This window comes from Streptococcus sp. 1F3 (assembly GCF_054968985.1).
This window is the reverse complement of sequence record NZ_JBUEQR010000008.1, coordinates 1-25,028: the sequence shown is the minus strand read 5'-3', so window position 1 is coordinate 25,028 and position 25,028 is coordinate 1. Positions and strand designations below refer to the sequence as shown.

Genomic DNA, 25,028 nt, shown 5'->3' with positions numbered 1-25,028 from the left:
ATGTTTACAAACTAGAGGAGTGTTTGGGTTGCACCCTTTCGGTCGGGTTGATGAAGTGCATGGCATTGTTAACAGCGGTTGGTCCCTCCCCGAGACCTGTTGCGATTAAGTCTACTTTTCCCTCGTAGAAACAGCAGTCGCCCACTGCATAGATACCAGCGATCGAACTTTCCTGCTTGCTATTGACGAGAATGCGGTTGCGGTGTAGATCAAGCCCCCATTCTTTTAAGCTACCGACAGAAGACTTGAAGCCATAATTGACAAAGAGATGATCAAAAGGCAAGGTCAGTTGCTCCTTACTTTTAACCTTGGTCAATTCAATTGCAGTTGCAAGCCCCTTTTCCCCCCGCAGGGCTTGAGGGGTGTAGGGGGTATGTATGGTGACTGTGGAGGCTTTTAGGGCCTCAATGCTATGCTCCATGGCACGGAAATGCTCCCTGCGGTGTACGATCTGGGTGCTTTTGGCTAGTGGTTCAAAGGCTAGTGACCAGTCTACCGCAGAATCTCCCCCTCCGAGGACGACGATTTGTTGATTGGCATACTGTTGGATATTTGCCACATGATAGTGGATATTTTCAAATTGAGCTGCTTGCTCAATCTCAAGCGGCCGTGGTTTGAAAGCCCCTCCTCCCATCGCAATGATAATCGCTTTTGAAGTGTGCTCTTTTTTTGATGTTGTGATGGTGAAGGAGTCGCCCTGTGTAATTTCCATCACGGTTTCATTGAGGCAGATGCTCGTATCAAAGGGTTCGAGCTGGGAAAGGAGATTGTCGATCAATTCTTGCCCTGTCAAGTGGGGAAAAGCTGGAATATCTAAGATTCTCTTTTCAGGATACAAAATAGCAGGTTGTCCACCTAATTGGGGAAGGGAGTCAATGATTTTCACCTTGGCATGGCGTAAATGTGCATAAAAAGCGGTAAATAAACCGACAGGTCCACCCCCAATAATGGTGATATCATAAAGTTCAGTCATTCAAATGCCTCTTTTCAATCAGAATAGTTCTATTTTACCACAATCTAGGTGCTATTGTTGAAATGAAAAGACAAATGGCAGATAGGTCAATTCTTGCCTTATACTCAATAAACATCAAAAGTAGACTCGCTTTCACAATTAAGGATTGTGAAAGGTTGGAAATGAGAGTAGCACCGCTCATTTCCTTATAATCGAATCCCAAGGTAGAACGAGCCTTCACCAAGGCAAGTTGACCAAGGATCCTTTTGATTTTTAAAGAGTATTATTTATCAAGAGGTTCCGTACCGTAAGCTCGATTTGGAGGTTTAATCAGCCTCAATACAAGAAAATATAGTATAATGGTACAACATGAAGTAGAAAGAGAGAGTATCATGGACGAAAATGATTTGAGAGAAGATCAAGAATGGTTTGATGAAAGCCGTCAGATGCGTCGCAGTCGGCGAAGTCTCAAAGCAAGTGAAGGAAAAGAAAAGAAGAAATCCCGGATTCCTGCTCCAATTCGCCGTTTTTGGAAAAGATATCAGCTGACCAAACTTGTATTGATTCTAGTAGGCATAATGGTCTTGACAGTGGGGGGCTATCTCTTTTTCCTAGCTAAAACAGCCAATGTCGGTGATTTACAGGCGGCCTTAAAAGCTACAACAGTCATCTACGATAAGGACGGTAACGAAGCGGGGGCTCTTTCTGGTCAAAAAGGAACCTATGTCGAGTTAGAGGCGATTAGCCCCAACTTGCAGCAGGCTGTTATCGCAACTGAGGATCGTACCTTTTATCAAAATTCCGGTATCAATTACAAGCGGACCATTTTGGCTGTCTTGACCTTGGGACGGTCTGGGGGCGGGTCGACCATTACCCAACAGTTGGCAAAAAATGCTTTCTTAACGCAGGATCAGACCATTAGCCGGAAGGCTAGAGAGTACTTTTTAGCCCTTGAAATCAATAAAAAATACAGCAAGGAAGAGATCCTAACCATGTATCTCAACAACGCCTATTTTGGAAATGGTGTCTGGGGAGTGGAGGATGCGAGCCAGAAATATTTTGGGACATCTGCCAGCCAATTAACGGTTGAGCAGGCCGCGGTGATTGCAGGAATGCTTAAAGGTCCTGAGATTTATAATCCCTACTACTCCATTGAATATGCGACCAATCGGAGAAATACTGTCCTTCAGGCTATGGTAGACGCAGGCTATATTGATCAAGCTACTGCCGATGCTGACGCTGAGATTGATTTGGCTAGTCAATTAAACGATACTTATGGAGGCAAGCAAAGCAATTATAGTTATCCCTCTTACTTTGATGCGGTCATGGCAGAGGCTATCGACAGGTACGGTCTAAAAGAGGGGGATATTATCAATAATGGCTATCGTATTTACACCGAGTTGGATCAAAATTCGCAAGCTAGCATGCAGCTGATTTACAATGATGAATCCCTCTTTCCAAGTTCAGCCTATGATGGCTCCTATGCCCAGTCTGCAAGCCTCGCTATGGATCCAAAAACGGGGGGAGTTCGTGCACTTGTCGGTCGTATCAACAGCTCAGAAAATCCTACCTTTCGCAGTTTTAACTTTGCCACCCAGTCTGAGCGGAGCCCAGGTTCTGCGATCAAACCTCTAGTTGCCTATACTCCTGCTATTGTGGCAGGTTGGTCGATCAACAAGGAGCTAGACAATCATACGGAGACCTATGGAACGTATACACTCCATAACTTTGACTATTCAACCTCTGATACAGTTCCTATGTATCAAGCGCTCGCGATGTCCTATAATTTGCCTGCGGTTTCAATTGTCAATACCTTAGGACTTGATAGGGCATTTGAATACGGTAAGAGATTTGGTCTCAATATGGACAAGGTTGACCCTGTACTGGGAGTAGCTATCGGAAGCGGTGTATCGACCAATCCTTTTGAAATGGCGCAAGCCTACTCTGCTTTTGCCAATGCTGGAGTGATGAAAGATGGGCACCTGATTACCCGGATTGAGACAGCTAGCGGAAAAGTTCTAGTCAAGCACCAAGAAGAAACAAACCGTGTGATGGATCAGTCTGTGGCGGATAAAATGACCTCCATGATGTTAGGAACCTTTACCAATGGTACAGGAGTGAATGCAGATGTTTATGGCTATACACTCGCTGGAAAAACAGGGACAACAGAGACTGCTTTCAACCCTGATTTGACCAATGACCAGTGGATCGTCGGCTACACGCCTGACTTGGTTATCAGCCAATGGATCGGATTTGAAAAGACTGACGAACAGCACTATATTGATGCTTCTAATTCCTGGATGGCATCAAATGTCTTCCAAACAGTAGCAGCCTCTATCTTACCAAGCACGGCTGGAACAGAGTTCACGGTAGAAAATGCCTATGTTCAAAATGGCATTGACTTGCCAGCTCAACCAGTACAGACACCTAATACAGGGGATTATCAGGACCACATGAAAGAGATTAAGGAACAGGCACAAAACTTAATGGATCAAACCAAACAAGAAATTATAGATGCCCAACTTCCGCAACGAGCTAAGACCCTCTGGGATACATTCAAGAGTTGGTTTGAGTAGTTGCCAAATTCTAGAAAACATGTTAGAATAACAAAGACGGAGGGCTTTATGGTACTAAAAAAAGCAAGCCTAGCGTGTGCAGTTTGTGGATCGCGAAATTATTCAATTAAACTCTCAAGCAATCCTAAGCCAACACGATTGGAAGTAAATAAATATTGTAAACACTGTGGACAGTACACGACCCACAAAGAAACCAGATAGGAGTTTATTGTGAAATTTTTAAATGATACGATACAGATTTTAAGAGATACAACTTGGCCAACTAGAAAGCAAAGCTGGAGGGATTTTGTATCTGTAATCCAATACACCATCTTTTTCGTAGTGCTTGTCTATCTCTTTGACCTAATCTTGTCGAAAGGTCTGATTAACCTTATCAATCTTTTCTAGTAAAATGCTTGCAAGACGAAAATTGCCATGCTATAATGAAGAAAAGGAAAAGCCTTCGGGCTTTTTTATTATGAAAGGAAGAAAGCGATGCTAGATAGTTTTGATAAAGGCTGGTTTGTACTTCAAACTTACTCAGGATATGAGAATAAGGTGAAAGAAAATCTGCTTCAACGCGCCCATACCTACAATATGTTGGAGAATATCCTCCGTGTGGAAATTCCTACTCAGACCGTCCAAGTAGAAAAAAATGGTGAGGTCAAGGAAGTAGAAGAAAACCGCTTTCCGGGCTATGTGTTGGTTGAGATGGTCATGACCGACGAAGCTTGGTTTGTCGTACGGAACACTCCTAATGTTACAGGATTTGTCGGCTCGCACGGAAACCGTTCAAAACCAACCCCACTCTTAGAAGAAGAAATTCGTCAAATCCTAGTATCGATGGGGCAAACAGTTCAAGAGTTTGACATTGATGTCAAGGTTGGAGATACCGTTCGCATTATTGACGGTGCCTTTACAGACTATACCGGTAAGATTACTGAAATTGATAACAATAAGGTAAAAATGGTCATCTCTATGTTTGGAAATGACACGATTGCTGAGGTGAATGTAAGCCAGATTGCGGAATTGTAGTCTGGGCTACAAAGGGAGGCTACGTTCTCTCTTTTTTATATCAATCAAGTAAAGGAAATAGTATGGTACTCTACATTCTAACAGCTATTTTTCTACTGGCTTTTGTCGGTAGTTTTTGGCGAGATCCTAGAAATCTCCTCAATGCTTTTTTATTTCTCTTTGCGCTAGGTTTTTTATATCTTTCGGCGGTAGAACTAGCATTTGTACATTCAGATACGCTTTATATGTTGTTGCTTCTCATCTTTTTGTCAGTGCCCTTGATGATTGTCCTAGTAGGTGTCTTTCTCTTTGTCAATGGTTTTGTCATTTTAAATAAAGAAGGAAGAAGTCTTGGCAATAGCCTATCGCTTCTTTTAGGGCTAGCCCTCTTGGGCTACATGGGACTAGCTGTTTTGGGCTTTCAGCATACAAAGTTGCTTGCACTGAACTATCCCTTGGTCTACTATGCGTTTATCTATATGAATTTTCTCTTTATCCTCTTTGCAGTCGTTTTTCTTGCCTTTTTCCTCTACTCTATTTTATACCACCTCTTGCCTAAGAAACGGGATTATGACTACATCATTATTCATGGGGCGGGCTTGTTAAATGGAGAGACGGTGACACCCCTTCTTGCCAAGCGAATTGACCAGGCGATTGTAGCATTTGAAAAAGCAGTCAATCCCCATGTGAAATTGATTCCAAGTGGTGGTCAAGGTGCTGATGAGAAAGTATCAGAAGCTGCAGCCATTGCCGACTATCTCAGGCAGAAGGGCATTCCAGATGAGGCAGTTATTCTGGAGGATCGGTCACGGACAACCTATGAAAACCTCCTCTTTTCCAAGCAATTAACAGATAATGGGAACAAACCCTATTACCTTTTTGTGACCAATGACTACCATGTCTTACGGACTAGTTTTTATGCGAGAAAATTGGGAATGAGAGGGGCAGGCTTGGGTTGTCAGACCGCTTCTTACTACCTACCGAGTGCCTTTATCCGTGAGTACGTAGCCATTTTACAAAAAATGAAAGGGACCCTCTTCATTTTGTCTGCCTTATTCTTCTTGTTTATGGTATTGAGTTCTTTATAAATTCGTTTTACAAAACTGTAAGAGAGTCGATGGTTTGGGTATGTTAGAATACAAGATAGTAAATAAAATGAATGGAGGCAGTAATGAGGGCTTCAATGCTTTTCAACTGAAACTAGGGCTGGTTCTACTTATGTACTAGACCATTTTCATATCATTTCAGGACTAGTGTTCCTAACGATGGAGACTATTTTTCATGTCCTAACCCGTTGCATAGAGGTTTGGTTTTATAGCAAGTTGCTATCCGCATGGTCGATGGAAATGTTGGGGGTGTTTATTTGGAGTTTCAATGGTTATGTTCCCTTATGGCTCATTGCTCTTCTTGCCTCTCCATTGTAAAAATGAAAATATCGGTCTGCAGACTGATTTCAGTTGAGATAAAAGAGGGTATACTATAGTCAATCCTAAATATTTTTCATAATCTCCTTAAAGCACTAGCAAATCTGCTAGTGTTTTTGCTATACTGTTGGTATGAGCGATATTAAAAAGATTCAAGAAATGGAAGAAGTCTTGCATCAGGCAGAAGGTGTTCTGGGGGCTTTAGAAGAGTCCTTGGAAGAGTTTGAAGCATTTTTACCGACCTGGGCGAGCCTGATTGCCTATTATGAGAGTGATGACTGGATGCGTCATTATGAGATGGACGAAGCAGGGCAACTCTCGCAGGAGCTGGCGCGTGGTGTGCTATCTCAAGATGCTGTGTACAACCTCATACTAGCTTATCGGGACTTGAAGCAGTCTATGAAAGAACTAGGAGAGAGGGAGGATATCTAGTAGCTTGTCTCTTATTGGGGGAGTATAGTTGTTCTCTCCTTATGATGAACATCCGTCTGAAAGATTTTTCTTTACTCTCTTTAGACCAGCCACGTGCAGGTCTTTTTGTTTTGAAAATGTATTATTATGTGTTAAAATGTATTTTTATACCACATAATAATCAAAAGTCTGGTTTTGTTGGTTTAGATTGCTGGATCTTTTGCTAAAATATAGGAGCAAAGAACATTCTAAACATTTTACATTACAGAGAAAATCAAAGCAGTTTGTTTCTAGCTCAGGAGATGTGTTTCCCGTGGGGTTCTCTATCGCTGGCTGAAGCTAGAACATTTGTGGTTTGTATGGTCTTTGTAGACTTTGATTTTGGTAGAGTTTTGGTCATTTCGTTTGTAAACCGAATGACCATGTTATAAAAAGTAAGGAGGTTTTCTATGAAACGATTAAAAATCCGTTTTCGGCGTCAGATGTTTTGGATTGGCCTAATGTCTTTAGTGCTCATGTTGGTTGATAATATTTTGGTTTGTTATTTTCAAATTGAGATAAGCCGTACATTGAATCAAATTGAACAAACGGCATGTATCATTTTTAGTACCCTTGTCTTTTTAGGTGTGTTAAATAAAGAACCTGATATGGAACTTCCATTGAAACGTTAACAGTGCATGGGCTCATGTACCAATAACTTATCCAAAGTCCCAGTATATTCCGCTTTATACTCTTTAAAAATCAAAAGGATACTTGGTCAACTTGCTCTGGTGAACGCTAGTCTACTTTTGATTTTTATTGCGTATTAAATACCAGCTAGCTGGAAATAGTTTTCCGACCAACTTTCCCGTATTTATCCGAATCAAAAAATCAAAAAAGCCCGATTTTTCGGGCTTTTCGTTTGGATAAATCCTGATACATCAGGTATTGAAAGGCGGTAGACGGATTTGAACCGACGATCAAGCTTTTGCAGAGCCGTGCCTTACCACTTGGCTATACCGCCACAACAGGTACTATTCTACCGAAAAAAATTCGATTGGTCAAGTATGAGAAATAAAATATTACGATATAGGAAATAAATATTTTAAAAATATTTTGAGACCTTGCTTTAGAAAGCCACTTGTTGAGAAGAGAGATATTGATAGAGAAAGATGCTAAGATAGTCTATTTCATTAAAAAATAGGGAAGATTGAAAGTCAGAAAATATCGTATTTCTCCTACAAATCCCTTGCCAAATCCTTGGAAATTTGGTAAGATGGTAGAGTTGCGATAAGTAACAAATACTCATCTCAAATCCATTGTGGGCCGGTTGCCGAAAGGTTGGACTGCAAGCTGACGTTTGAGAGAGGAGAAAAAACAAAAAGGAGACATTACTCATGGCAGTAATTTCAATGAAACAACTTCTTGAGGCTGGTGTTCACTTTGGTCACCAAACTCGCCGTTGGAACCCTAAGATGGCAAAATACATCTTTACAGAACGTAACGGTATACACGTGATTGACCTTCAGCAAACTGTAAAATTGGCTGATCAAGCATATGACTTTATCCGTGATGCAGCAGCAAACGATGCTATTATCTTGTTTGTTGGTACGAAAAAACAAGCTGCAGAAGCAGTGAGAGATGAAGCAATCCGTGCAGGTCAATACTTTATCAACCACCGTTGGTTGGGTGGAACTCTTACAAACTGGGGAACCATTCAAAAACGTATCGCTCGTTTGAAAGAAATCAATCGTATGGAAGAAGAAGGAACATTTGACGTTCTTCCTAAGAAAGAAGTGGCATTGTTGAACAAACAACGTGCTCGTCTTGAAAAATTCTTGGGCGGTATCGCAGATATGCCACGTATTCCAGACGTCATGTTTGTTGTTGACCCACATAAAGAGCAAATCGCTGTGAAAGAAGCGAAAAAATTGGGTATCCCAGTTGTTGCAATGGTTGATACAAACACAGATCCAGATGATATTGACGTGATTATCCCAGCGAATGATGATGCAATCCGTGCTGTTAAGTTGATCACTGCAAAAATGGCTGATGCCATCATCGAAGGACGTCAAGGCGAAGATAGTGTTGAAGCAGTAGAAGCAGAATTGGCAGCTACTGAAACAGAAGCGGTATCTATCGAAGAAATCGTTGAAGTTGTAGAAGGCGATAATAACTAATCATTCGGAAACATCCTAAGGGGCGGGGCTCAGCCCTCCCCTTTTTTACTCATAAATGAAAATAGGAGAGAAACTATGGCAGAAATTACAGCTAAGCTTGTAAAAGAATTGCGTGAAAAATCTGGTGCTGGTGTCATGGACGCTAAAAAAGCCCTTGTTGAAGTAGATGGGGATATCGAAAAAGCGATTGAGTTGCTTCGTGAAAAAGGGATGGCAAAAGCAGCGAAGAAAGCTGATCGTGTAGCAGCAGAAGGCTTGACTGGTGTTTATGTGGATGGAAATGTAGCAGCAGTTGTTGAGGTGAACGCTGAAACGGACTTCGTTGCGAAAAACGCTCAATTCGTTGACTTGGTAAACGAAACAGCAAAAGTGATCGCAGAAGGTAAACCAGCTAACAACGACGAAGCCCTTGCTCTTACAATGCCTTCAGGTGAAACACTTGAAGCAGCTTACGTGAACGCAACTGCAACAATTGGAGAAAAAATCTCATTCCGTCGCTTTGCTTTGATTGAAAAAACAGATGCACAAGCATTTGGAGCTTACCAACACAATGGTGGACGTATCGGGGTTATCTCTGTCATCGAAGGTGGAGATGAAGCTCTTGCAAAACAAGTATCCATGCATATTGCAGCGATGAAACCAACTGTTCTTTCATACAAAGAATTGGATGAGCAATTCGTAAAAGATGAATTGGCACAGTTGAACCACAAAATTGAACAAGACAATGAAAGCCGTGCAATGGTTGGAAAACCAGCTCTTCCATTCTTAAAATATGGCTCAAAAGCTCAATTGTCTGATGATGTGATTGCGCAAGCAGAAGAAGACATCAAAGCAGAATTGGCTGCTGAAGGTAAACCAGAAAAAATCTGGGATAAAATCCTTCCAGGTAAAATGGATCGCTTTATGCTTGATAATACAAAAGTGGATCAAGCCTACACACTTCTTGCTCAAGTTTATATCATGGACGATAGCAAGACAGTTGAAGCCTACCTTAACTCAGTCAATGCTAGTGTAGTAGCATTTGCTCGTTTTGAAGTAGGTGAAGGAATCGAAAAAGCAGCAAATGACTTCGAATCAGAAGTTGCTGCAACAATGGCTGCAGCGCTTGGTAAATAATCTTGTAACTGAAAAAGAGAGGAACCTTGTTCTTCTCTTTTTGTATGACTGCTCTGATAAGCCTTAGGGCAAAATATAGGTATCCCAATGTTCGTCTGTCTGCTCTTTAAACAATGACCGAAGCGTCATAGCACAGGCATCCACATCATCTGCTTCAAAGTGAATTTCTGTATATTGTTGAAAGAGATAGGGAACGATTTGATTGAGAAAGGAGCGGAGACTTTCTTCGTTATCTCCCCATACATAAGCAATCTCATTGTCTTCTATAAATGCTAGATTTTCAATTCCTTTTGATCCGCTTTGATAATAGACAGTCTGAGGAAGAGTCTTGAAAAAGTCTTCCTCAGTCCCTGTAAAGGGGCTAATCGCCTTGTGACTTTCTATATAGTAATGAAGTAGCAGTCGACCACAAGTCTGATACTTCTTACTTATCCGTTCTGCGATTTGAAATGAAGCAGGGGTAGGCTCTCCAAGATAATCTTGGGTGCTGACAGCTATTTCATAACAAATCCGTTTGCACTGAAAACCTCCTGCCTTTAAAAATGAGATGAGCATTTGATTAGTTGAAGACAGCATCACTTGTAAGGGGGTCTTGATATGGTTATGAATGAGCTGAAAAAGGGGAGTGGCAAGGCTATTGTCATACACAGTTAAGTGAAAGGTTAGATAGGTATGTTGCTGATGATAGGGGTTTTCCGATAGTTCAATGGTTCCAATAGACTGATGACGGAAGGAAACAATGACTTGCTGATGGTTACATTCTACTTGTAGTTGGGTCACTTTAGATGGTTAGGAATTGACGGATTTCGTCTTCTGTCATAGAGCTATCGCAGCGAACCTGCACACCGTTTGAACTAGCAAACAGGAGGGCTGGAACGGTTGCTACTTGGTAGCGTTGACGAAGTGCTTGTAACTGGGGATCTGGATTCGTACTATCAATAAAATAGATAGTCAGTCCTTCTGCTTGGGCAAGGCTGTGGAGCTTTGGTAGAAAACGTTGGCAGTAAGGACAGCTTGCACGTCCTAAAAAGAGGATAGCTCCGTCCTCTTGTGCCAGTAAGCGCTCAGCTTCCTCTATAGAAACAGGGGTAAAATCTTGTACGAGTTCTTGAAATGAATTGGTAAACATAATAACTCCTTTAAAATAAGATACGAGGACGTTTGACACGAGTGATACTCCGTTTATCTTCCACTTCAACAGCCGATTTTCAGGCGAAGATAGCTAGATTATTGGAGGGCTATCAATAACCAGTGGCTCGTAACTCGAACGCAATTCCTCACCTCATTATAGGGAAAACGGATGATAAATGCAAGAAATTCTGTTTGGATTGTCCCTGTAATGATTAAGTGCAGGCTTAAAAATAGTTTCTACTTTTCTCTCCAACTATCAAAGTGAGGAGTGGAGCAGGCCTTCATTGCTTATGGGCTATGCTGAAAATAGGTCTGCATTGCTTTTACTTTTCAAAGTCAGAAATTTAAGGTATAATAGTCAAAGATAGTCAGAGAAAGAGGTAGTGTCTATGGCGATGAAAAATACATCTGATTATATTGAAGAACATATCAAGGCGATTTTAGAGCAAGTGAGTGTAGCAGAATTACGCAGGAGTGAGTTGGCTAGCCGATTTGAGGTAGTACCAAGCCAGATTAACTATGTGATTAAGACACGTTTTACAGCTAGCCGTGGTTATATTGTGGAAAGCAAGCGCGGAGGCGGAGGTTATATCCGAATTGGTCGGATTACGTTTTCAGATAAGCATGAACTAGTCCATGATTTGTTACACAATATGGGGACAGAGTTGTCTAGCACAGTGTTTGCGGATATCTTACAGCTCTTATTTGACGAGCAGTTGATGACAGAACGTGAAGGCAATTTGCTTCTCTCAGCTAGCAGTGATGAAGTATTAGGACAGGAAGCAGCAGCTATTCGTGTGCGCATGATGCGACAGATTTTACGACGATTGGATAGGAAAGAGGATTAGGATGAAATTTTCAAATGGATTACAACGTGCCTATGAAGATGCGCAGTTAATCGGGCAACGATACATGTGCGATTACTTAGAAACTTGGCATCTGTTATTGGCTTTTGTGATCAATCCAGATACGATTGCAGGGGCTGTTTTAGCGGATTATCCATTCGATGTTGCAGATTACGAGCAGGCAACCTATACAGTGACAGAACGTGTCTATCGTGCAGAATTAGAGGATTTTACGTTTTTACAGAGCTCGAAGAGACTGGATGAAGTAGCTCGTTTTGCCCAGAAGATTGCAGAAGTGCTCAAGGCAAAACAGCTTGGGACTGAGCATCTTTTGATGGCAATGCTTCTGGACAAGCGTTCGGTGGCTTCACAAATCTTGGATAAGGCTGGATTTCATTTTGAAGATTCAGATACTAAGATTCGCTTTATTGATTTACGAAAGAATTTAGAAGCAAAGGCTGGTTTTTCCAAGGAAGATTTAAAGTCTATTCGGAACCTCATGAAAGGAGGGAGAGGACATAGACCTACTATGGCGAATATGATGGGAATGCCTCCGGCTCCTCAAACAGGTGGTTTGGAAGATTATACAAGGGATCTGACAGCCCTAGCCCGTGCAGGACAAATTGAGCCGGTTATTGGCAGGGAGGCTGAGATTTCCCGAATGATTCAGATTCTCTCCCGGAAAACCAAGAACAATCCTGTCTTGGTCGGAGAAGCAGGAGTTGGGAAAACGGCACTCGCCTTGGGTCTAGCACAACGGGTGGCAGATGGGGAGGTGCCTGTTAGTCTTGCCAAGATGCGGGTCCTAGAGTTGGACTTGATGAATGTCATTGCAGGGACGCGTTTTCGGGGAGATTTTGAAGAGCGAATGAACAACATCATCAACGATATTGAAGAAGATGGTCAGGTGATTCTCTTCATTGATGAGTTGCATACGATTATGGGGTCTGGTAGTGGGATTGACTCTACCTTGGATGCGGCTAATATTTTAAAGCCTGCCCTTGCACGTGGAACCTTGCGGACAGTTGGGGCAACGACCCAAGATGAGTATCAAAAGCATATTGAAAAAGATGCAGCCCTCTCTCGTCGTTTTGCTAAAGTAACAGTGGAAGAACCGACTGTCGCAGCTAGCATTGCTATTTTGCAGGGTTTGAAGAAAGCCTACGAAAATTACCATAAAATTCAGATTACAGATGAAGCAGTTGTGACAGCTGTAACCTTTGCTAAGCGGTATTTGACTAGTAAAAATTTACCAGATTCAGCGATTGATTTGTTAGATGAGGCGAGTGCAACGGTGCAAAATCGGCAAAAAACAAGTGGGAAGCAATCTGAATTATCTGCCGCAGATGAGGCACTCATAGCAGGAAAACACAAGACAGTTAGCCAGCTATTGATGAAGGAATTGGAGACAGAGAGCCAAGAAATCTTGGGCGATGTCCAAGTGACAGAAGAGGATGTTTTGCTGACGCTCAGCCATTTATCCGGTATTCCAGTTGCTAAGTTAAGTCAGACGGATATCAAGAAATACTTGAACTTAGAAAGAGAGTTGCACAAGCGGGTGATTGGACAGGAAGCGGCGATTTCTGCGGTTAGTCGTGCCATTCGTCGCAACCAGTCAGGGATTCGGACAGGCAATCGTCCGGTTGGCTCCTTTATGTTTTTAGGGCCTACTGGGGTTGGAAAGACTGAGTTGGCCAAGGCATTGGCAGAAGTCTTGTTTGATGATGCGTCTGCCCTCATTCGTTTTGATATGAGCGAATATATGGAAAAATTTGCAGCTAGTCGTCTAAATGGTGCCCCTCCAGGCTATGTTGGCTATGAAGAAGGAGGAGAGCTGACAGAAAAGGTGCGGAACAAGCCTTATGCAGTCTTGCTCTTTGATGAGGTGGAAAAAGCGCACCCTGATACCTTTAATATTCTATTACAGGTTTTAGATGATGGCGTCTTGACTGATAGCAAGGGACGGAAAGTTGATTTTTCAAATACCATTATTATTATGACCTCAAATCTGGGAGCGACAGCCTTACGAGATGATAAGACAGTTGGTTTTGGAGCCCTTGACCTGTCACACAGCCAGGAACACGTTGAAAAACGGATTTTAGAAGAATTGAAAAAAGCCTATCGACCAGAGTTTATCAACCGTATTGACGAGAAAATTGTCTTCCATAGCTTGACCACTCAAGACATGCAAGAAGTGGTGAAAGTGATGGTTCGTCCGCTCCAGGCAGTTATGAATGAAAAGGGAATTCAGTTTAAGATTCAACCGTCTGCCTTGAAATTATTGGCACAGGAAGGCTACGATCGTGAAATGGGAGCACGACCGCTTCGCCGTTTGCTCCAAACAAAAGTGGAAGACCCTCTAGCAGAAATGCTCCTTCGAGGGGAATTGCAGGTAGGAGATAGCCTGAAAATTGGGGTAAAAGCTGGAAAATTGAACTTTGATATTCAGCGCTAGGTTAGCCTCTTTTACCATAGTCTTTCAGGAGCAGTCGTTCGCTGTTTGGTGAGGACTATTCCAAGCTCTTAGATACATCGTAAAAAAAGTCGTATCAACGGACCATTCTAGGGTTGATACGACTTTTATACTCATTTCATTTACCTTTTATTACTTCAAGCATTGTGGAAACTTCGTTTCCTTATTTCCCAGTTCCAATCATCTTCTAGATGATTGGAACTGGCTTTGCCCTACTCTACGATTGTTACTGACTATCGTCAGTATGATTTCCAACCTTCAACAGTCATTAGACTGTTGAAGCAGCCTGCAGCTCGTTTCCTAGTACGAAAAGGAAACGAAATAACTATATAGTGGTTAGGATACCTTATCGAGCGTCTAGCCCAAATATCCCGAAAATGAAGTAGGAGAGAGCTAGTGTCACAGGAATTGGCTGTAAGCAGAGGAGACCAAAGATGAATAACTTGACTTTTTTAAATAGAAGTGAAGCTAAGATAGCTAGCCAACCGCTAGCTGGCAGAAAATAGAGAAAGATAAAATGAGGAACAGATATAAGACTACTTCCAAAAGGAAATTGGATATTGGCTGGAAACCAAGCAATCATAGACCAGATAAACACGATGACAAGGATAAAATAAAGGTCGAAGGGACTATTCTTGATAGCATAGTAGTATTTTAACATTTGATGAACCCCGCAGTTCCAACATTAATTTTTATTGCATCGGCTTTCCAGTAAATGTTGCTAATAAAAGATGGTGACGGAGCTAGTATTCCTAGAAAAGCGGATGATTTAAGGTTTTTTGTCATTTTTTACTTCTTCTTAACTCCCTCTATTGTCATGATACGATATCACTTCTGTATAAAAGAAAGCGTTTTATTGATAATAGTATAAAATAGCTTATATAGAAAAGTCAAGAGATTCTTGTATCTTGAAAAAGTAAGGAGAAGTTTAGCTATTTTTAGTGTTAAACAGTCCGCTGGCTTACACGATGGAGTATGAGCAAGGAGGGCTATTTTTTGTATGACGTTCAAAGGGTTATGATAAGAAGCTGGGAGATTCCAGCTTCTTATTTCTTATGGGCTTCACGGGCTTGATGAAAGAGTGTCTCAACTTCTTCTACTGATTCGGCACGAGCTACTGCGCCACGGATTTTCGCAGCACCAGCCGTTCCCCGTAGATAATGGGGAGCAAGTCCTCGAAATTCACGTACAGCAATGCTTTCGCCCTTGAGATGAACCAGGCGTGTGAGATGTTCAAAGGCGATATTGAGCTTATCATGGAAGCTCAGGTCGGGTAGGATCTCGCCTGTCTCGAGATAGTGGTTGATCTGCTCGAAAATATAGGGGTTTCCCATGGCAGTCCGCCCCACCATGACCGCATCTGCACCAACTTCTTCGATGCGTTGGCGAGCGTCTTGAACGGTGCGAATGTCTCCGTTTGCGATAAAGGGAATCTTGGTTAGGGCTTGGGCGACCTTGGTAAGGGTGTCAAGGTCAACCGTTCCCGTATACATTTGCTCCCGCGTCCGACCGTGCATGGCAAGGGCTGCTACTCCAGCACTTTCTGCGGCAAGGGCATTTTCGACAGCTAGACGAGGGTCTGCCCAGCCTGTCCGCATTTTGACGGTTAAAGGAATATCTAGGACAGAACTTACCTGCTTAATGATATGATAGATCTTATCTGGATCTTTAAGCCACTTGGCGCCGGCTTCATTCTTGATGACCTTGTTGACAGGGCAGCCCATGTTGATATCTACGATATTTGCCTTGGTATTTTTTTGGATAAATTCTGCGGCACGGGATAGTCCGTCCGCATCTCCACCGAAGAGTTGAATGGACACCGGGGCTTCGTTTTCTTCAATGTGCAACATGTGTAGGGTTTTGGCGTTGTTATAAAGCAAGCCTTTTTCTGAAATCATTTCCATCACCACAAGCCCTGCACCCATTTCTTTTGCAATGGTACGAAAGGCAGAGTTGGTCACTCCAGCCATGGGAGCTAGGACTGTCCGATTGGGGATTTCGATATTTCCAATCTTAAAGGGGGTATTGAGATGAGCCATCGATAAGTTCCTCCAAGTCATGTTGGTCAAATAGATAATGGGTTTGGCAGAATTGACAGGTGATAGCAGCTCCCTTATCTTCTTCTTTCATTTCGTTTAAATCACTTTTGGGCAGGCTAGCAAGAGCGTCTAAGAAGCGTTCTTTTGAGCAATCGCAGGAAAAGCTAAGGGCGTCCTCTGCTAAACGTTTGAAACTTTGTTCACCATAGATCGCTTCCAACAGCGCTTCGATATGGTTGCTTGACGCGAGTAGTTGTGAGATAGGAGGCATGGTTTGAATCCGTTTTTCAAATTCTGCGATTTCAGCCTCTGTAGCTCCTGGTAAGGCTTGGAGGAGAAAACCACCTGCCACCTTGACCCTATCTTCTTCGTCCAATAAGACATTCAGCCCAACGGCTGACGGGGTCTGTTGGCTTTCGGTTAAGAAGTAGGCAAAATCTTCTCCGATTTCTCCGGAAATCAAGGGGGTCATGGAATGATAGGGGTGTCCGACACCGTAGTCGGTAATGACCAAAAATTGACCTTGACCGACCAGAGGCCCTACAATGACCTCACCAGTCGCTGTTTTTTTCAAATCAATATCTGGGTTTTGAATATAGCCCTTGACCTGCCCCTTGGTATTTGCCACACTAATAATGGCACCGATAGAGCTATTGCCGAGGATTTTGAGGGTGATCTTGGTATCCCCTTTTTCATTTGCAGCAAGCATCTGGTTGGCAATCAGGGTTCTTCCCAAGGCGACGGTTGATGAGGCCATCGTATCATGCATTTCCTGAGCAGTCCGAACCGTTTCTGTGCTATCGATTACAAAGGCACGGAAGTGCCCATTTTCTGAAATTGTTTTAATCATTTTATCCATAAGAATTATTATAGCACAATAGGGGGAAAATGCTAGTAGCCTGGGTTTGGCTACAGGCTATCTAATACTCTTTAAACATCAAAAGGATACTTTGTCAACTTGCCTTGGTGAACGCTAGTTCTACCTTCGGCTTCGTTTCCTAGTATCCTTTTGATTTTTATGGAGTATAAGACAATACTTGCCTCACGTTATCGCCATCATGTTGAGTAGTCGCTCTTTCAAAGGGCGACTACTCTTTTTATCCACATAGTTGTATCCTTAATCTGCTACAGTAGACTGTCGGTGGCTAGATCTTCATCGCTGACTTCTGGGAAGAGTTGTGCAATGATTTTTGGAGTCAATGCCTGACCAGGTCCTTGATAGCAGTAGGTATGCATGTACATAGATGGGTTGAAATTGAGCTCGATACAGGTACAGTTGGGTTTGTCCTTGGTAGAGGGGAGTGTCGGATCTGGAATAATCAAATCGACCCCACAGACCCAGGCACCCATCGCAGTTGCCATCTCGGCAGCCAGTTGTTTATAGCTAGCGTCCATTTGCTCTGTTACATCGATGGAATCGCCACCTGTTGAGATATTGGAGTTGCCTCGTAGTTCTGCTTTTTGCCCGGCTTCTAAAAGGGTTTCTGGACTGTAGCCTTGCTGATCAAGCATCAGCATTTCAATATCACCTAGGTTGATGATTTCAAGTGGTGAGCGGTGGTCTCGTCCCCGTAAGGGATCTTGATTTTTGAGGTCGACCAATTCCCTAATGGTATGTCTCCCATCTCCGACTACATTGGCAGCGACCCGTAACAATACGGCCTCACACTTTCCATTGAGGATAAAGAAGCGGTATTCCGTACCTGCGATAAACTCTTCAACCAAGACTTGACTGTCCTCTGCAAAGGCGATGTTGAGGGCTTTTTCATAGTCTTTCAGGTTGGCACCATCTTGGAAAATGGAAATGCCTAGACCAAAGTTGGTTGACTTTGGTTTGACAACGATGCCCTTTTTTTCAATTCGGCTGTAGTAGCGTAAGGCTTCTGCCTTATTTGAAAATGCTGCCCCTGCTGGAACAGGAAATCCTGCCGCGGCAAGAATTTTTTTCGTGACTGTTTTGTTTGCCATGGCAAGGGGGACGACATAATTGTCTTTGGAAGTCATATTCCCATTTTTGACATACTCGACATGATCTTGATGCCAGAGCTTGAGAAACTGATCATCTTCATCAAGAATCTCTAGATTGATTCCCTTTTGCAGGGCATCAAACATGAGCATCTGGGTAGAAAGTTCCATCTGTTGGTAGCCCTTGAGGGCATAAGGGGCGGTCCAAGCATGCTGGTGGAAGCTCTGCCCTTGCTTGTGACCAAATGCTTGTAGGGACTGTTCTTTTAGATGTAGCATCAGTTGTCCTGACAAGGTCAACTCAGGCTGGACAACTTGTTGCTTGGCTTTTTCTATTAAATCTTGGTATTTCTTGTCCAATTGGAAGTGGGATACAACAGCACTCATAGCCTCAAGAATGCCTTGCGGATCAGCCTCTTTAGGGAGGGGAGTGAGCGGGTGGGCAAGGGCGATCTGGTTGTTGAGTTCGGTTGCTGCTTTCAAGGTTTCATCGACCTTTTCCGGGCTATCGATCCAAAGGAGGGCAAGGATAAAGAGATGAACAGTATCCAAGGTCTCTTGGCTAATCGCTAGAAAATCAAAGGGATTGAGATCAAAACAGCGAAATTCTAAATAGCGAATCCCTTTCGTCAGATAATCTCGATTGTGCTTGTGACCACGCAAACGCACAGCCGAATAAAACTCTTTTTCAGCCGATAGCTGACCGGTTGTGACATAATGCTCGATATCGCTAACATAGCTTTTTAAGTCGGCAAAGGAAACCTGGATGTCATCAGCGTTGACGTAGCCGTAGGGACTATTGCGAAGAGAGCGTACAGGGTGGTTCAGCTCTTTCTTTAAGAAGCCCTTTTCAGCAATGGGACTAGCACCATATAGATAGGTCAAAAACCAACGGTAGCGCAGGAATTGTTGGGCTAGCTTAAGGTAAAGAGCGTTGGTAAAGTCTAACTGCGAATCATATTTGCTGGTTTTAAGCAGGGCTTTCATCAGGTCTGGACCTAGCTCCATGTTATAGTGGACCCCTGACATCGCTTGGAGTAGTTTTCCATAGCGTTTCCCCAATCCTTTTCGATACTGGTATTCGTAGGTGTCCTCTAGTTGCGCAATGCGAATGTCCTCTTCACTTGCATAGGGAGGCATGGAGAGGGGCCAGAGGTACTCGTCTTTATCCATCGAACGGTAGGCAACTTCGGTAATGGCTCCAAGTACCCGTCTAGCTTCACTTGTCGAAGGACTGATAGGGGTGATGAGTTCCAATTGTGCTTCGCTGTAGTCCGTTTGGATATAGGGATGGAAATTGCGAGAACCCAGTTTTTCTGGATGTGGTGTCTGTGCAATCTGATGTTTCGTATTGATGCGCAGTGATTCACGTTCTAGTCCAAAAGTAGCTTGGAGAATGGGAAGAGTTTTGGGTGCCTGTTGCAGTAAATGATTGATCGTCATAGCTTGATTCCTCGTCGTATCTAATAACCTGTATTCTAGCTCAATCGGTTCATTCTTTTTGTCTTTTCTTGTTTCAACAGACCCTTGGAATTCTTAAAAAATGGGTTTGCTGAAGGAAAAATAGTTCGGTGTGAGTACAGGTCTAATACTCTTATTGTAGCGATTTTAGAATTGAAAGACAAATTTTTGCTACGACGGTTGAGCGACTAGGTGACAGGAGAAGTGTAAAATAGTACGAGCTTTTTCTGGAAACATGGTATAATATAACATGCGTAAGGAGAAATCATGGTTGCAATAGGAAGATCAACAGGAAAGATTATTTTGATGGGAGAGCATGCTGTGGTCTATGGTCAGCCAGCCATAGCGATGCCTTTTTCTGCTGTCCAAATCATAGCAGAGGTTAGCCAAGAGGGACAGGCACTTTCAGTCAGTTGTGATTTTTACAAGGGCTTGGTTCATGAAATGCCTAAAATTTGGGAAAGTTTGAAGCATGCCATTCGTTTTTCCCTCTATCGGATTGGAGCACCGACAGACCCAGCCATTCATATTGAAATTAGCTCTACTATTCCTGCAGAACGGGGAATGGGGTCAAGCGCAGCAGTAGCTGCAGCAGTAGCAAGAGCCTTATTTTCTTTCTATGGGAAACCTTTATCGAATGAAGAATTGTGGGACATTGTCCAATCATCTGAAAAGATTGCCCATGGGAATCCATCAGGAATTGACGCAACGACTATAACAGGGACCTCTCCCGTCTTTTTCATCAAGAATCAACCGATTGCCCCCTTAGCACTATCTCTAGATGCTTACTTGGTTGTCGCAGATACGGGAAAAACGGGAAATACCTTGGAAGCCATCACGGATGTGGCGCTTCTTTGCAGACGTCGTAGTGAGGTCGAAAGCTGGATACAAGCTCTCGGAGACTTGACCTATCAGGCAAGGGATTATCTGGCCCATAATCAGGCTGAATTGCTAGGGCAGGTTATGGATCAAGCCCAGTCCTATTTGCAAGATTTGACGGTGTCAGATGAGAGTTTGGACAGGCTGGTTGTGGTCGCACGCAAGGCAGGTGCCTTGGGGGCAAAGTTAACTGGAGGGGGGCGAGGGGGCTGTATGATTGCTCTTGCGAAAACCAAGGAAGAGGCTACAAACATTGCCCAATCCTTAGCAGAAACAGGTGCTAGCCAAACATGGATACAATACCTAGGAGAACGATATGAGTAAGAATGTGGGAATTGCACGAGCCCATACCAATATTGCTTTGATAAAATATTGGGGTAAACGAGATAGGGACTTGTTTTTACCGATGAATTCAAGTTTGTCTTTGACCTTGGCTGCCTTTTATACAGATACAAAGGTTGTCTTTGACGATACCTTATCAGCGGATATGTTTTACTTGAACAAGGAAAAACAGTCCCAAAAAGAAAGGGAGAACATTTCGCAATTCTTAGACTTATTTCGCACATATACGGGTGAGAACCGATTTGCCTGTGTGGAGAGTTTTAACTTTGTACCGACAGCAGCAGGTCTAGCCAGTTCAGCCTCAGCCTTTGCGGCTCTAGCTTTAGCGACTTCAACTGCCTTGGGTTTGGAGATGTCGCGTCAGCAATTATCAACATTTGCCCGTCGTGGTTCAGGCTCTAGTACCCGGAGTTTGTTTGGTGGTTTTGTAGAATGGGATATGGGGACGACTTCAGCAGATTCTATGGCACACCCGGTTGAGGCTGCGGCTTGGGATATCGGGATGATTATCCTAGCAGTGGATACAGGGAAGAAAAAGATTGCTAGCCGTGTAGGGATGGAGCATACCGTGCAGACTTCTCCTTTTTATCCGCTGTGGGTGGAAACAGCTGCTCAGGATTTACAAGACATCAAGGCTGCTATTGCCCAACATGATTTTGAAAGGCTTGGGCAAATTACAGAGCATAATGGAATGAAGATGCATGCGACGACCTTGTCTGCCAACCCTCCCTTTACCTATTGGACAGCAGCTACCATGAAAGCCCAAGAAGCCGTTCGTCAAGTGAGGGACGACTTGGGTGTATCGGCTTATATGACGATGGATGCGGGTCCCAATGTCAAGGTTCTTTGCCGTGCCAGTGATATGGAGCGTTTGGCTCTAGCCTTGAAAGAGCATTTGCCAGCAGAGCAAGTCTTGACCAGTCTCCCAGGACCTGGTGCCTATCTCTTATCAGACACAGACTGGCAGGAATCCCAAGTAGCTTTTTCTAGAGGGGGAGCTCATGATTGAGGCGAGTGCATCGGGAAAATTGTATCTAGCAGGAGAATACGCAGTCGTTGAAGCGGGTTATCCAGCGCTTATTGCAGCGGTTAATCAGTACCTATTTGCGCAGATAAGGCAGGCGGATACCGGAAGTATCTACTCCACCCAGCAACCTGATCTTGAAGTAGCATGGTTGCGCAGAGGCAGGGAGATTGCTACTGCTTCTCCTCACCCTTATCAGTTGATTGTCAGTAGCATGCAGGTGGTTGAGGATTATGTTCGTGCCTTGGGAGTAGTGGTAGATTCCCTGTATCGCCTAGACATTCGCTCGGATTTGGATGATGAGCAATCTGGGATCAAGTATGGGCTTGGCTCTTCTGGTGCTGTAACAGTTGCTGTAGTCAAGGTTTTACTATCCTACTATCATCAAAAGACTGTGCCGCTCTTGGTGTACAAGTTAGCGGTACTTGCCCAGTTAAGACTTGGGATGTCAGGTTCCTTTGGGGATCTGGCAGCCTCTAGCTTTGGAGGCTTGGTCGCTTACCATTCTGTTGACAGACATTGGCTGAAGGAAGCAATGGATCGGTTGCCAATCCTTGAATGGGTAGCGCAAGACTGGAAAGATTTATCGATTCAAAGGTTAGATTTGCCAGAGGGCTTGGACTTGTTGGTTGGTTGGACAGGCGCAGCTGCTTCCACTGATCAATTGGTGGCAAATATGCAGGGACAGCTCAATCAAGAAAGAAAAGAAGCCATTTACCGTCAATTTTTACAGGCTAATCGATCCTGTGTAGAAAGGCTCATTTGTGCTTGTCAAGAAAATGATAGGCTGGCAGTCAGAGAAGCGATTGCGCTCAATCGAAAGCAGCTACAAGACTTTTCAGCTGGTATGGGACTAATGATTGAAACTCCTCAGTTATCCCGCCTCTGTCAGGTGGCAGTAAAAGAGGGAGCAGTTGCCAAATCTTCCGGTGCTGGTGGTGGTGATTGTGGGATTTGTTTGGTGGATTCCCCTGCACAAAAAGAAAGGATTGCGAAGGCTTGGAAAGCAGTAGGAATTACTCCTTTGCCCCTTTCAATCGCACACACTTATCAAGAATAGGAGAAATCATGTTGGAGCATAAAGGTGTTGGACCAAATCGTAAAGATCAGCATGTAGCCTTAGCGAATCAGCAATTTACGATGCAAGCAGTAAGTGATATTGAGCAGACCCGTTTTGTTCATCATTCTCTACCAGAAATAAAGGTGGCGGATGTCAGCTTACAAGCGTCAGTAGCTGGTCTGGAGCTAGAGATGCCCTTTTTTGTCAATGCTATGACAGGAGGCAGTGAAAAGACTGGGGAAATCAATCAATTATTGGGGATTCTAGGGCGGGAAACCAAGATCCCTTTGGCAACGGGTTCGGTTAGTGCAGCTCTTAAAGATCCAAGTGTTGCGCGTACTTTTTCAGTGATGCGTAAGGAAAATCCGCAAGGGATTATTTTTGCTAATCTAGGAGCCCATCACGATGTTGAAAATGCCAAAAGAGCCATTGATTTACTAGAGGCAGACGCCTTACAGATTCATCTCAATGCCCCTCAAGAAATCGTCATGCCAGAGGGGGATCGTGATTTTTCCATGTGGTTAAAAAGGATTGAAGAGGTGGTTCTTGCTCTTGAGGTACCAGTTATTGTCAAAGAAGTCGGTTTTGGAATGAGCCGTGAAACAGTTGCTCAGCTAGCTTCTATTGGTGTGAAGACGGTAGATATTTCTGGAGTGGGTGGCACAGATTTTGTAAAAATTGAAAATGCCCGTCGGACAAAACAGACTTATGACTATCTATATGGTTGGGGGCAATCAACGGTTATTTCCATGGTTGAAGCCATGAGCTTGCCTGCTACTAGTCGCCCCCAACTAATCGCTTCAGGTGGTGTAAAAAATCCGTTAGATATTGTTAAACTACTTGCCTTAGGTGCAGAAACAGTGGGCCTATCCAACCGCTTTTTACAATTGGTGAAAGATAGGCGCTCTGTAGAGCAGGTGATTGAAGAAGTGCAGACTTTTTGTGAGAGTATTGCTGCAATTATGACCTTGTTAGGTGCCCCAGATCTAGCTTCCTTACGCCAGACAGACCTCGTGCTAGCACCTAGTGTAGAAGCCTGGTGCAGATCGCGTGGCTTGGATTGGACCTATTATGCTAACCGCTCGTCAGAGGGTAGGAAATGATAGGCTATTTGTTGAAAAAGATTTGAAAATTTCAAGCAAAGGGCTTGATTTTTTCTTTTGATAGCTTTATAATTGATTTATCAACTGTTGATAAATCAATTATAAAAAGGGAATGTCATGACTGCAATAAACCACCTACTGTACCAACTTCATGTAACCGATCAAACCATCACCCAGTTATTTGAAAAAGGCTTGGGGATTAGTCTGACGCGCTATGAACTCCTGCAGTTTTTACTTGAGCTTGCTCCTTGTAATCAGATTAGACTACAGGAAGTCTTGCAAATTGACCCGGCTGCTCTGACCCGTCATTTTAAGGTTTTAGAGGAAAAAGGCTATGTCACAAGGAGCCGGAATCCAGAAAATCAGCGGGAGATTATAGTAGACTTGACCGAGTTTGCCAAAGAACAGCTTGAGCTTGCTTCTCCGTCTCATCATGAAGCTGTGAAAGAGCAAATGGAGAGTATCTTGTCGGCTGAAGAAAGTAAGCTCCTAGAGAAGTTGCTAGATAAGTTGGTTAGGGGCTTAGAGGGAATTGCTATTGACAAGGATTAGAAAGAAGGAATAATGATGTCACTTATTACGACCATTTTAGCTACGATTGTTGCTCTTGAGCATCTCTATATTTTCTATCTTGAGACGATTGCGACAGCATCGGATAAGACCAGCCAGACCTTTAATATGAGTAAGGAAGAATTAGCACGTCCATCCGTCCACACTCTGTTTAAAAACCAAGGGATTTACAATGGCTTGTTGGCAGTCTTTCTCCTCTACGGCATTTTCGTTTCCCATAGTCTAGAAATCGTGACCATTTTTGTTTTGTATGTTATTGGGGCAGCGGTTTATGGAGCAGCTACATCCAACAGGGCTATTCTCTTGAAGCAGGGTGGACCTGCCATTTTAGCGCTTTTGAGTATCTTGTTTTTGAAATAATGAAGACAAAGCATTGAAAAGCGAGAATAGAACAAACAAACTCCCAGTCGTTTGAACTGCTCCCTGTCAAGTGGACAATGAAATAATAAAAGATTTAAGCGACGGCCTTGTTCCTCATTTCAAGAGGTGCAAGGCCGTTGTTGCG

The 25,028-nt window shown here is 43.3% G+C and carries 23 protein-coding genes and 1 tRNA gene; 17 read left to right on the top strand and 7 right to left on the bottom strand.

The features are described from left to right. Positions 1 to 4: 4 nt before the first annotated feature. The gene (locus ACVPON_RS00325; protein WP_462874882.1) at positions 5 to 973 is read right to left on the bottom strand and encodes an NAD(P)/FAD-dependent oxidoreductase; all 969 of its coding nucleotides are present in this window, start codon (positions 971 to 973) and stop codon (positions 5 to 7) included. Between the two features lie 371 nt (positions 974 to 1,344). Between ACVPON_RS00325 and pbp2a the strand changes: the two genes are divergently transcribed. From pbp2a to ACVPON_RS00290, 7 genes are all read left to right on the top strand, one after another. Then, the gene (gene pbp2a / locus ACVPON_RS00320) at positions 1,345 to 3,528 is read left to right on the top strand and encodes a penicillin-binding protein PBP2A (protein ID WP_462874908.1); all 2,184 of its coding nucleotides are present in this window, start codon (positions 1,345 to 1,347) and stop codon (positions 3,526 to 3,528) included. 48 nt (positions 3,529 to 3,576) lie between these two features. Next, positions 3,577 to 3,729, top strand: coding sequence for a 50S ribosomal protein L33 (gene rpmG / locus ACVPON_RS00315; protein WP_462874880.1), 153 nt, complete (start codon positions 3,577 to 3,579; stop codon positions 3,727 to 3,729). A gap of 9 nt (positions 3,730 to 3,738) precedes the next feature. Further along, positions 3,739 to 3,915 (top strand): preprotein translocase subunit SecE, encoded by a 177-nt coding sequence (gene secE, locus ACVPON_RS00310; RefSeq protein WP_462874878.1) that lies wholly within the window; start codon positions 3,739 to 3,741, stop codon positions 3,913 to 3,915. An 87-nt stretch (positions 3,916 to 4,002) separates the two neighbouring features. Beyond that, positions 4,003 to 4,542, top strand: a complete 540-nt coding sequence (gene nusG, locus ACVPON_RS00305; RefSeq protein ID WP_462874876.1) for a transcription termination/antitermination protein NusG — start codon at positions 4,003 to 4,005, stop codon at positions 4,540 to 4,542. Between the two features lie 62 nt (positions 4,543 to 4,604). Continuing rightward, positions 4,605 to 5,609 carry a YdcF family protein gene (locus ACVPON_RS00300; RefSeq protein WP_462874875.1) on the top strand — a complete coding sequence of 335 codons (1,005 nt, stop codon included), beginning with the start codon at positions 4,605 to 4,607 and terminating at the stop codon, positions 5,607 to 5,609. Between the two features lie 468 nt (positions 5,610 to 6,077). Then, positions 6,078 to 6,377, top strand: a complete 300-nt coding sequence (locus ACVPON_RS00295) for a DUF4298 domain-containing protein (protein ID WP_462874873.1) — start codon at positions 6,078 to 6,080, stop codon at positions 6,375 to 6,377. 428 nt (positions 6,378 to 6,805) lie between these two features. Next, the gene (locus tag ACVPON_RS00290; RefSeq protein WP_462874872.1) at positions 6,806 to 7,027 is read left to right on the top strand and encodes a phage holin; all 222 of its coding nucleotides are present in this window, start codon (positions 6,806 to 6,808) and stop codon (positions 7,025 to 7,027) included. Positions 7,028 to 7,288: 261 nt separating this feature from the next. On the opposite strand, the gene ACVPON_RS00285 is transcribed toward ACVPON_RS00290, so the two are convergent. Beyond that, positions 7,289 to 7,359, bottom strand: a tRNA-Cys gene (locus tag ACVPON_RS00285). 373 nt (positions 7,360 to 7,732) lie between these two features. On the opposite strand from ACVPON_RS00285, the gene rpsB reads away from it, so the two are divergent. Together rpsB and tsf are read left to right on the top strand one after the other, a co-directional pair. Then, complete coding sequence (rpsB, locus tag ACVPON_RS00280; protein ID WP_462874870.1) at positions 7,733 to 8,515, top strand: 30S ribosomal protein S2; 783 nt, start codon at positions 7,733 to 7,735, stop codon at positions 8,513 to 8,515. A 75-nt stretch (positions 8,516 to 8,590) separates the two neighbouring features. Beyond that, the gene (tsf, locus tag ACVPON_RS00275) at positions 8,591 to 9,631 is read left to right on the top strand and encodes a translation elongation factor Ts (RefSeq protein ID WP_462874868.1); all 1,041 of its coding nucleotides are present in this window, start codon (positions 8,591 to 8,593) and stop codon (positions 9,629 to 9,631) included. Positions 9,632 to 9,694: 63 nt separating this feature from the next. Here the strand turns inward: tsf and ACVPON_RS00270 are convergent, their stop codons facing one another. Together ACVPON_RS00270 and traF are read right to left on the bottom strand one after the other, a co-directional pair. Continuing rightward, entirely contained in the window at positions 9,695 to 10,411 is a 717-nt protein-coding gene (locus tag ACVPON_RS00270; protein ID WP_462874866.1) for a GNAT family acetyltransferase, read from the bottom strand. 1 nt (position 10,412) lies between these two features. Further along, positions 10,413 to 10,760 carry a conjugal transfer protein TraF gene (gene traF, locus ACVPON_RS00265; protein WP_462874864.1) on the bottom strand — a complete coding sequence of 116 codons (348 nt, stop codon included), beginning with the start codon at positions 10,758 to 10,760 and terminating at the stop codon, positions 10,413 to 10,415. 391 nt (positions 10,761 to 11,151) lie between these two features. Between traF and ACVPON_RS00260 the strand changes: the two genes are divergently transcribed. Continuing rightward, on the top strand, positions 11,152 to 11,610 hold the full coding sequence (locus ACVPON_RS00260) for a CtsR family transcriptional regulator (protein ID WP_462874862.1): 459 nt from the start codon (positions 11,152 to 11,154) through the stop codon (positions 11,608 to 11,610). Between the two features lies 1 nt (position 11,611). Beyond that, positions 11,612 to 14,062 (top strand): ATP-dependent Clp protease ATP-binding subunit, encoded by a 2,451-nt coding sequence (locus tag ACVPON_RS00255; RefSeq protein WP_462874860.1) that lies wholly within the window; start codon positions 11,612 to 11,614, stop codon positions 14,060 to 14,062. Between the two features lie 1,064 nt (positions 14,063 to 15,126). On the opposite strand, the gene dusB is transcribed toward ACVPON_RS00255, so the two are convergent. The 3 genes from dusB to gshAB form a co-directional block, all read right to left on the bottom strand. Continuing rightward, positions 15,127 to 16,119: a tRNA dihydrouridine synthase DusB gene (gene dusB, locus ACVPON_RS00250; RefSeq protein ID WP_462874858.1), complete on the bottom strand. Its 993-nt coding sequence runs from the start codon at positions 16,117 to 16,119 to the stop codon at positions 15,127 to 15,129. Next, complete coding sequence (gene hslO, locus ACVPON_RS00245; protein ID WP_462874856.1) at positions 16,094 to 16,978, bottom strand: Hsp33 family molecular chaperone HslO; 885 nt, start codon at positions 16,976 to 16,978, stop codon at positions 16,094 to 16,096. The genes dusB and hslO overlap by 26 nt, the downstream gene beginning before the upstream one ends. 266 nt (positions 16,979 to 17,244) lie before the next feature. Next, a complete protein-coding gene (gshAB, locus tag ACVPON_RS00240) occupies positions 17,245 to 19,527 on the bottom strand; it encodes a bifunctional glutamate--cysteine ligase GshA/glutathione synthetase GshB (protein ID WP_462874854.1) in 2,283 nt (760 codons plus the stop codon). Positions 19,528 to 19,812: 285 nt separating this feature from the next. Here gshAB and mvk point away from each other — a divergent pair, with 285 nt between their 5' ends. The 6 genes from mvk to ACVPON_RS00210 all read left to right on the top strand — a co-directional run bounded on the left by mvk (position 19,813) and on the right by ACVPON_RS00210 (position 24,883). Beyond that, positions 19,813 to 20,748, top strand: coding sequence for a mevalonate kinase (mvk, locus tag ACVPON_RS00235; RefSeq protein WP_462874852.1), 936 nt, complete (start codon positions 19,813 to 19,815; stop codon positions 20,746 to 20,748). Continuing rightward, the gene (gene mvaD, locus ACVPON_RS00230) at positions 20,741 to 21,775 is read left to right on the top strand and encodes a diphosphomevalonate decarboxylase (RefSeq protein WP_462874850.1); all 1,035 of its coding nucleotides are present in this window, start codon (positions 20,741 to 20,743) and stop codon (positions 21,773 to 21,775) included. The genes mvk and mvaD overlap by 8 nt, the downstream gene beginning before the upstream one ends. Then, positions 21,768 to 22,850 (top strand): phosphomevalonate kinase, encoded by a 1,083-nt coding sequence (locus tag ACVPON_RS00225; protein WP_462874848.1) that lies wholly within the window; start codon positions 21,768 to 21,770, stop codon positions 22,848 to 22,850. The genes mvaD and ACVPON_RS00225 overlap by 8 nt, the downstream gene beginning before the upstream one ends. An 8-nt stretch (positions 22,851 to 22,858) precedes the next feature. Further along, entirely contained in the window at positions 22,859 to 23,953 is a 1,095-nt protein-coding gene (gene fni / locus ACVPON_RS00220) for a type 2 isopentenyl-diphosphate Delta-isomerase (RefSeq protein WP_462874846.1), read from the top strand. 117 nt (positions 23,954 to 24,070) lie between these two features. Next, positions 24,071 to 24,505: a MarR family transcriptional regulator gene (locus tag ACVPON_RS00215; protein ID WP_462874844.1), complete on the top strand. Its 435-nt coding sequence runs from the start codon at positions 24,071 to 24,073 to the stop codon at positions 24,503 to 24,505. A 15-nt stretch (positions 24,506 to 24,520) separates the two neighbouring features. Continuing rightward, positions 24,521 to 24,883: a DUF1304 domain-containing protein gene (locus tag ACVPON_RS00210; RefSeq protein ID WP_462874906.1), complete on the top strand. Its 363-nt coding sequence runs from the start codon at positions 24,521 to 24,523 to the stop codon at positions 24,881 to 24,883. The last annotated feature ends 145 nt before the right edge of the window (positions 24,884 to 25,028 follow it).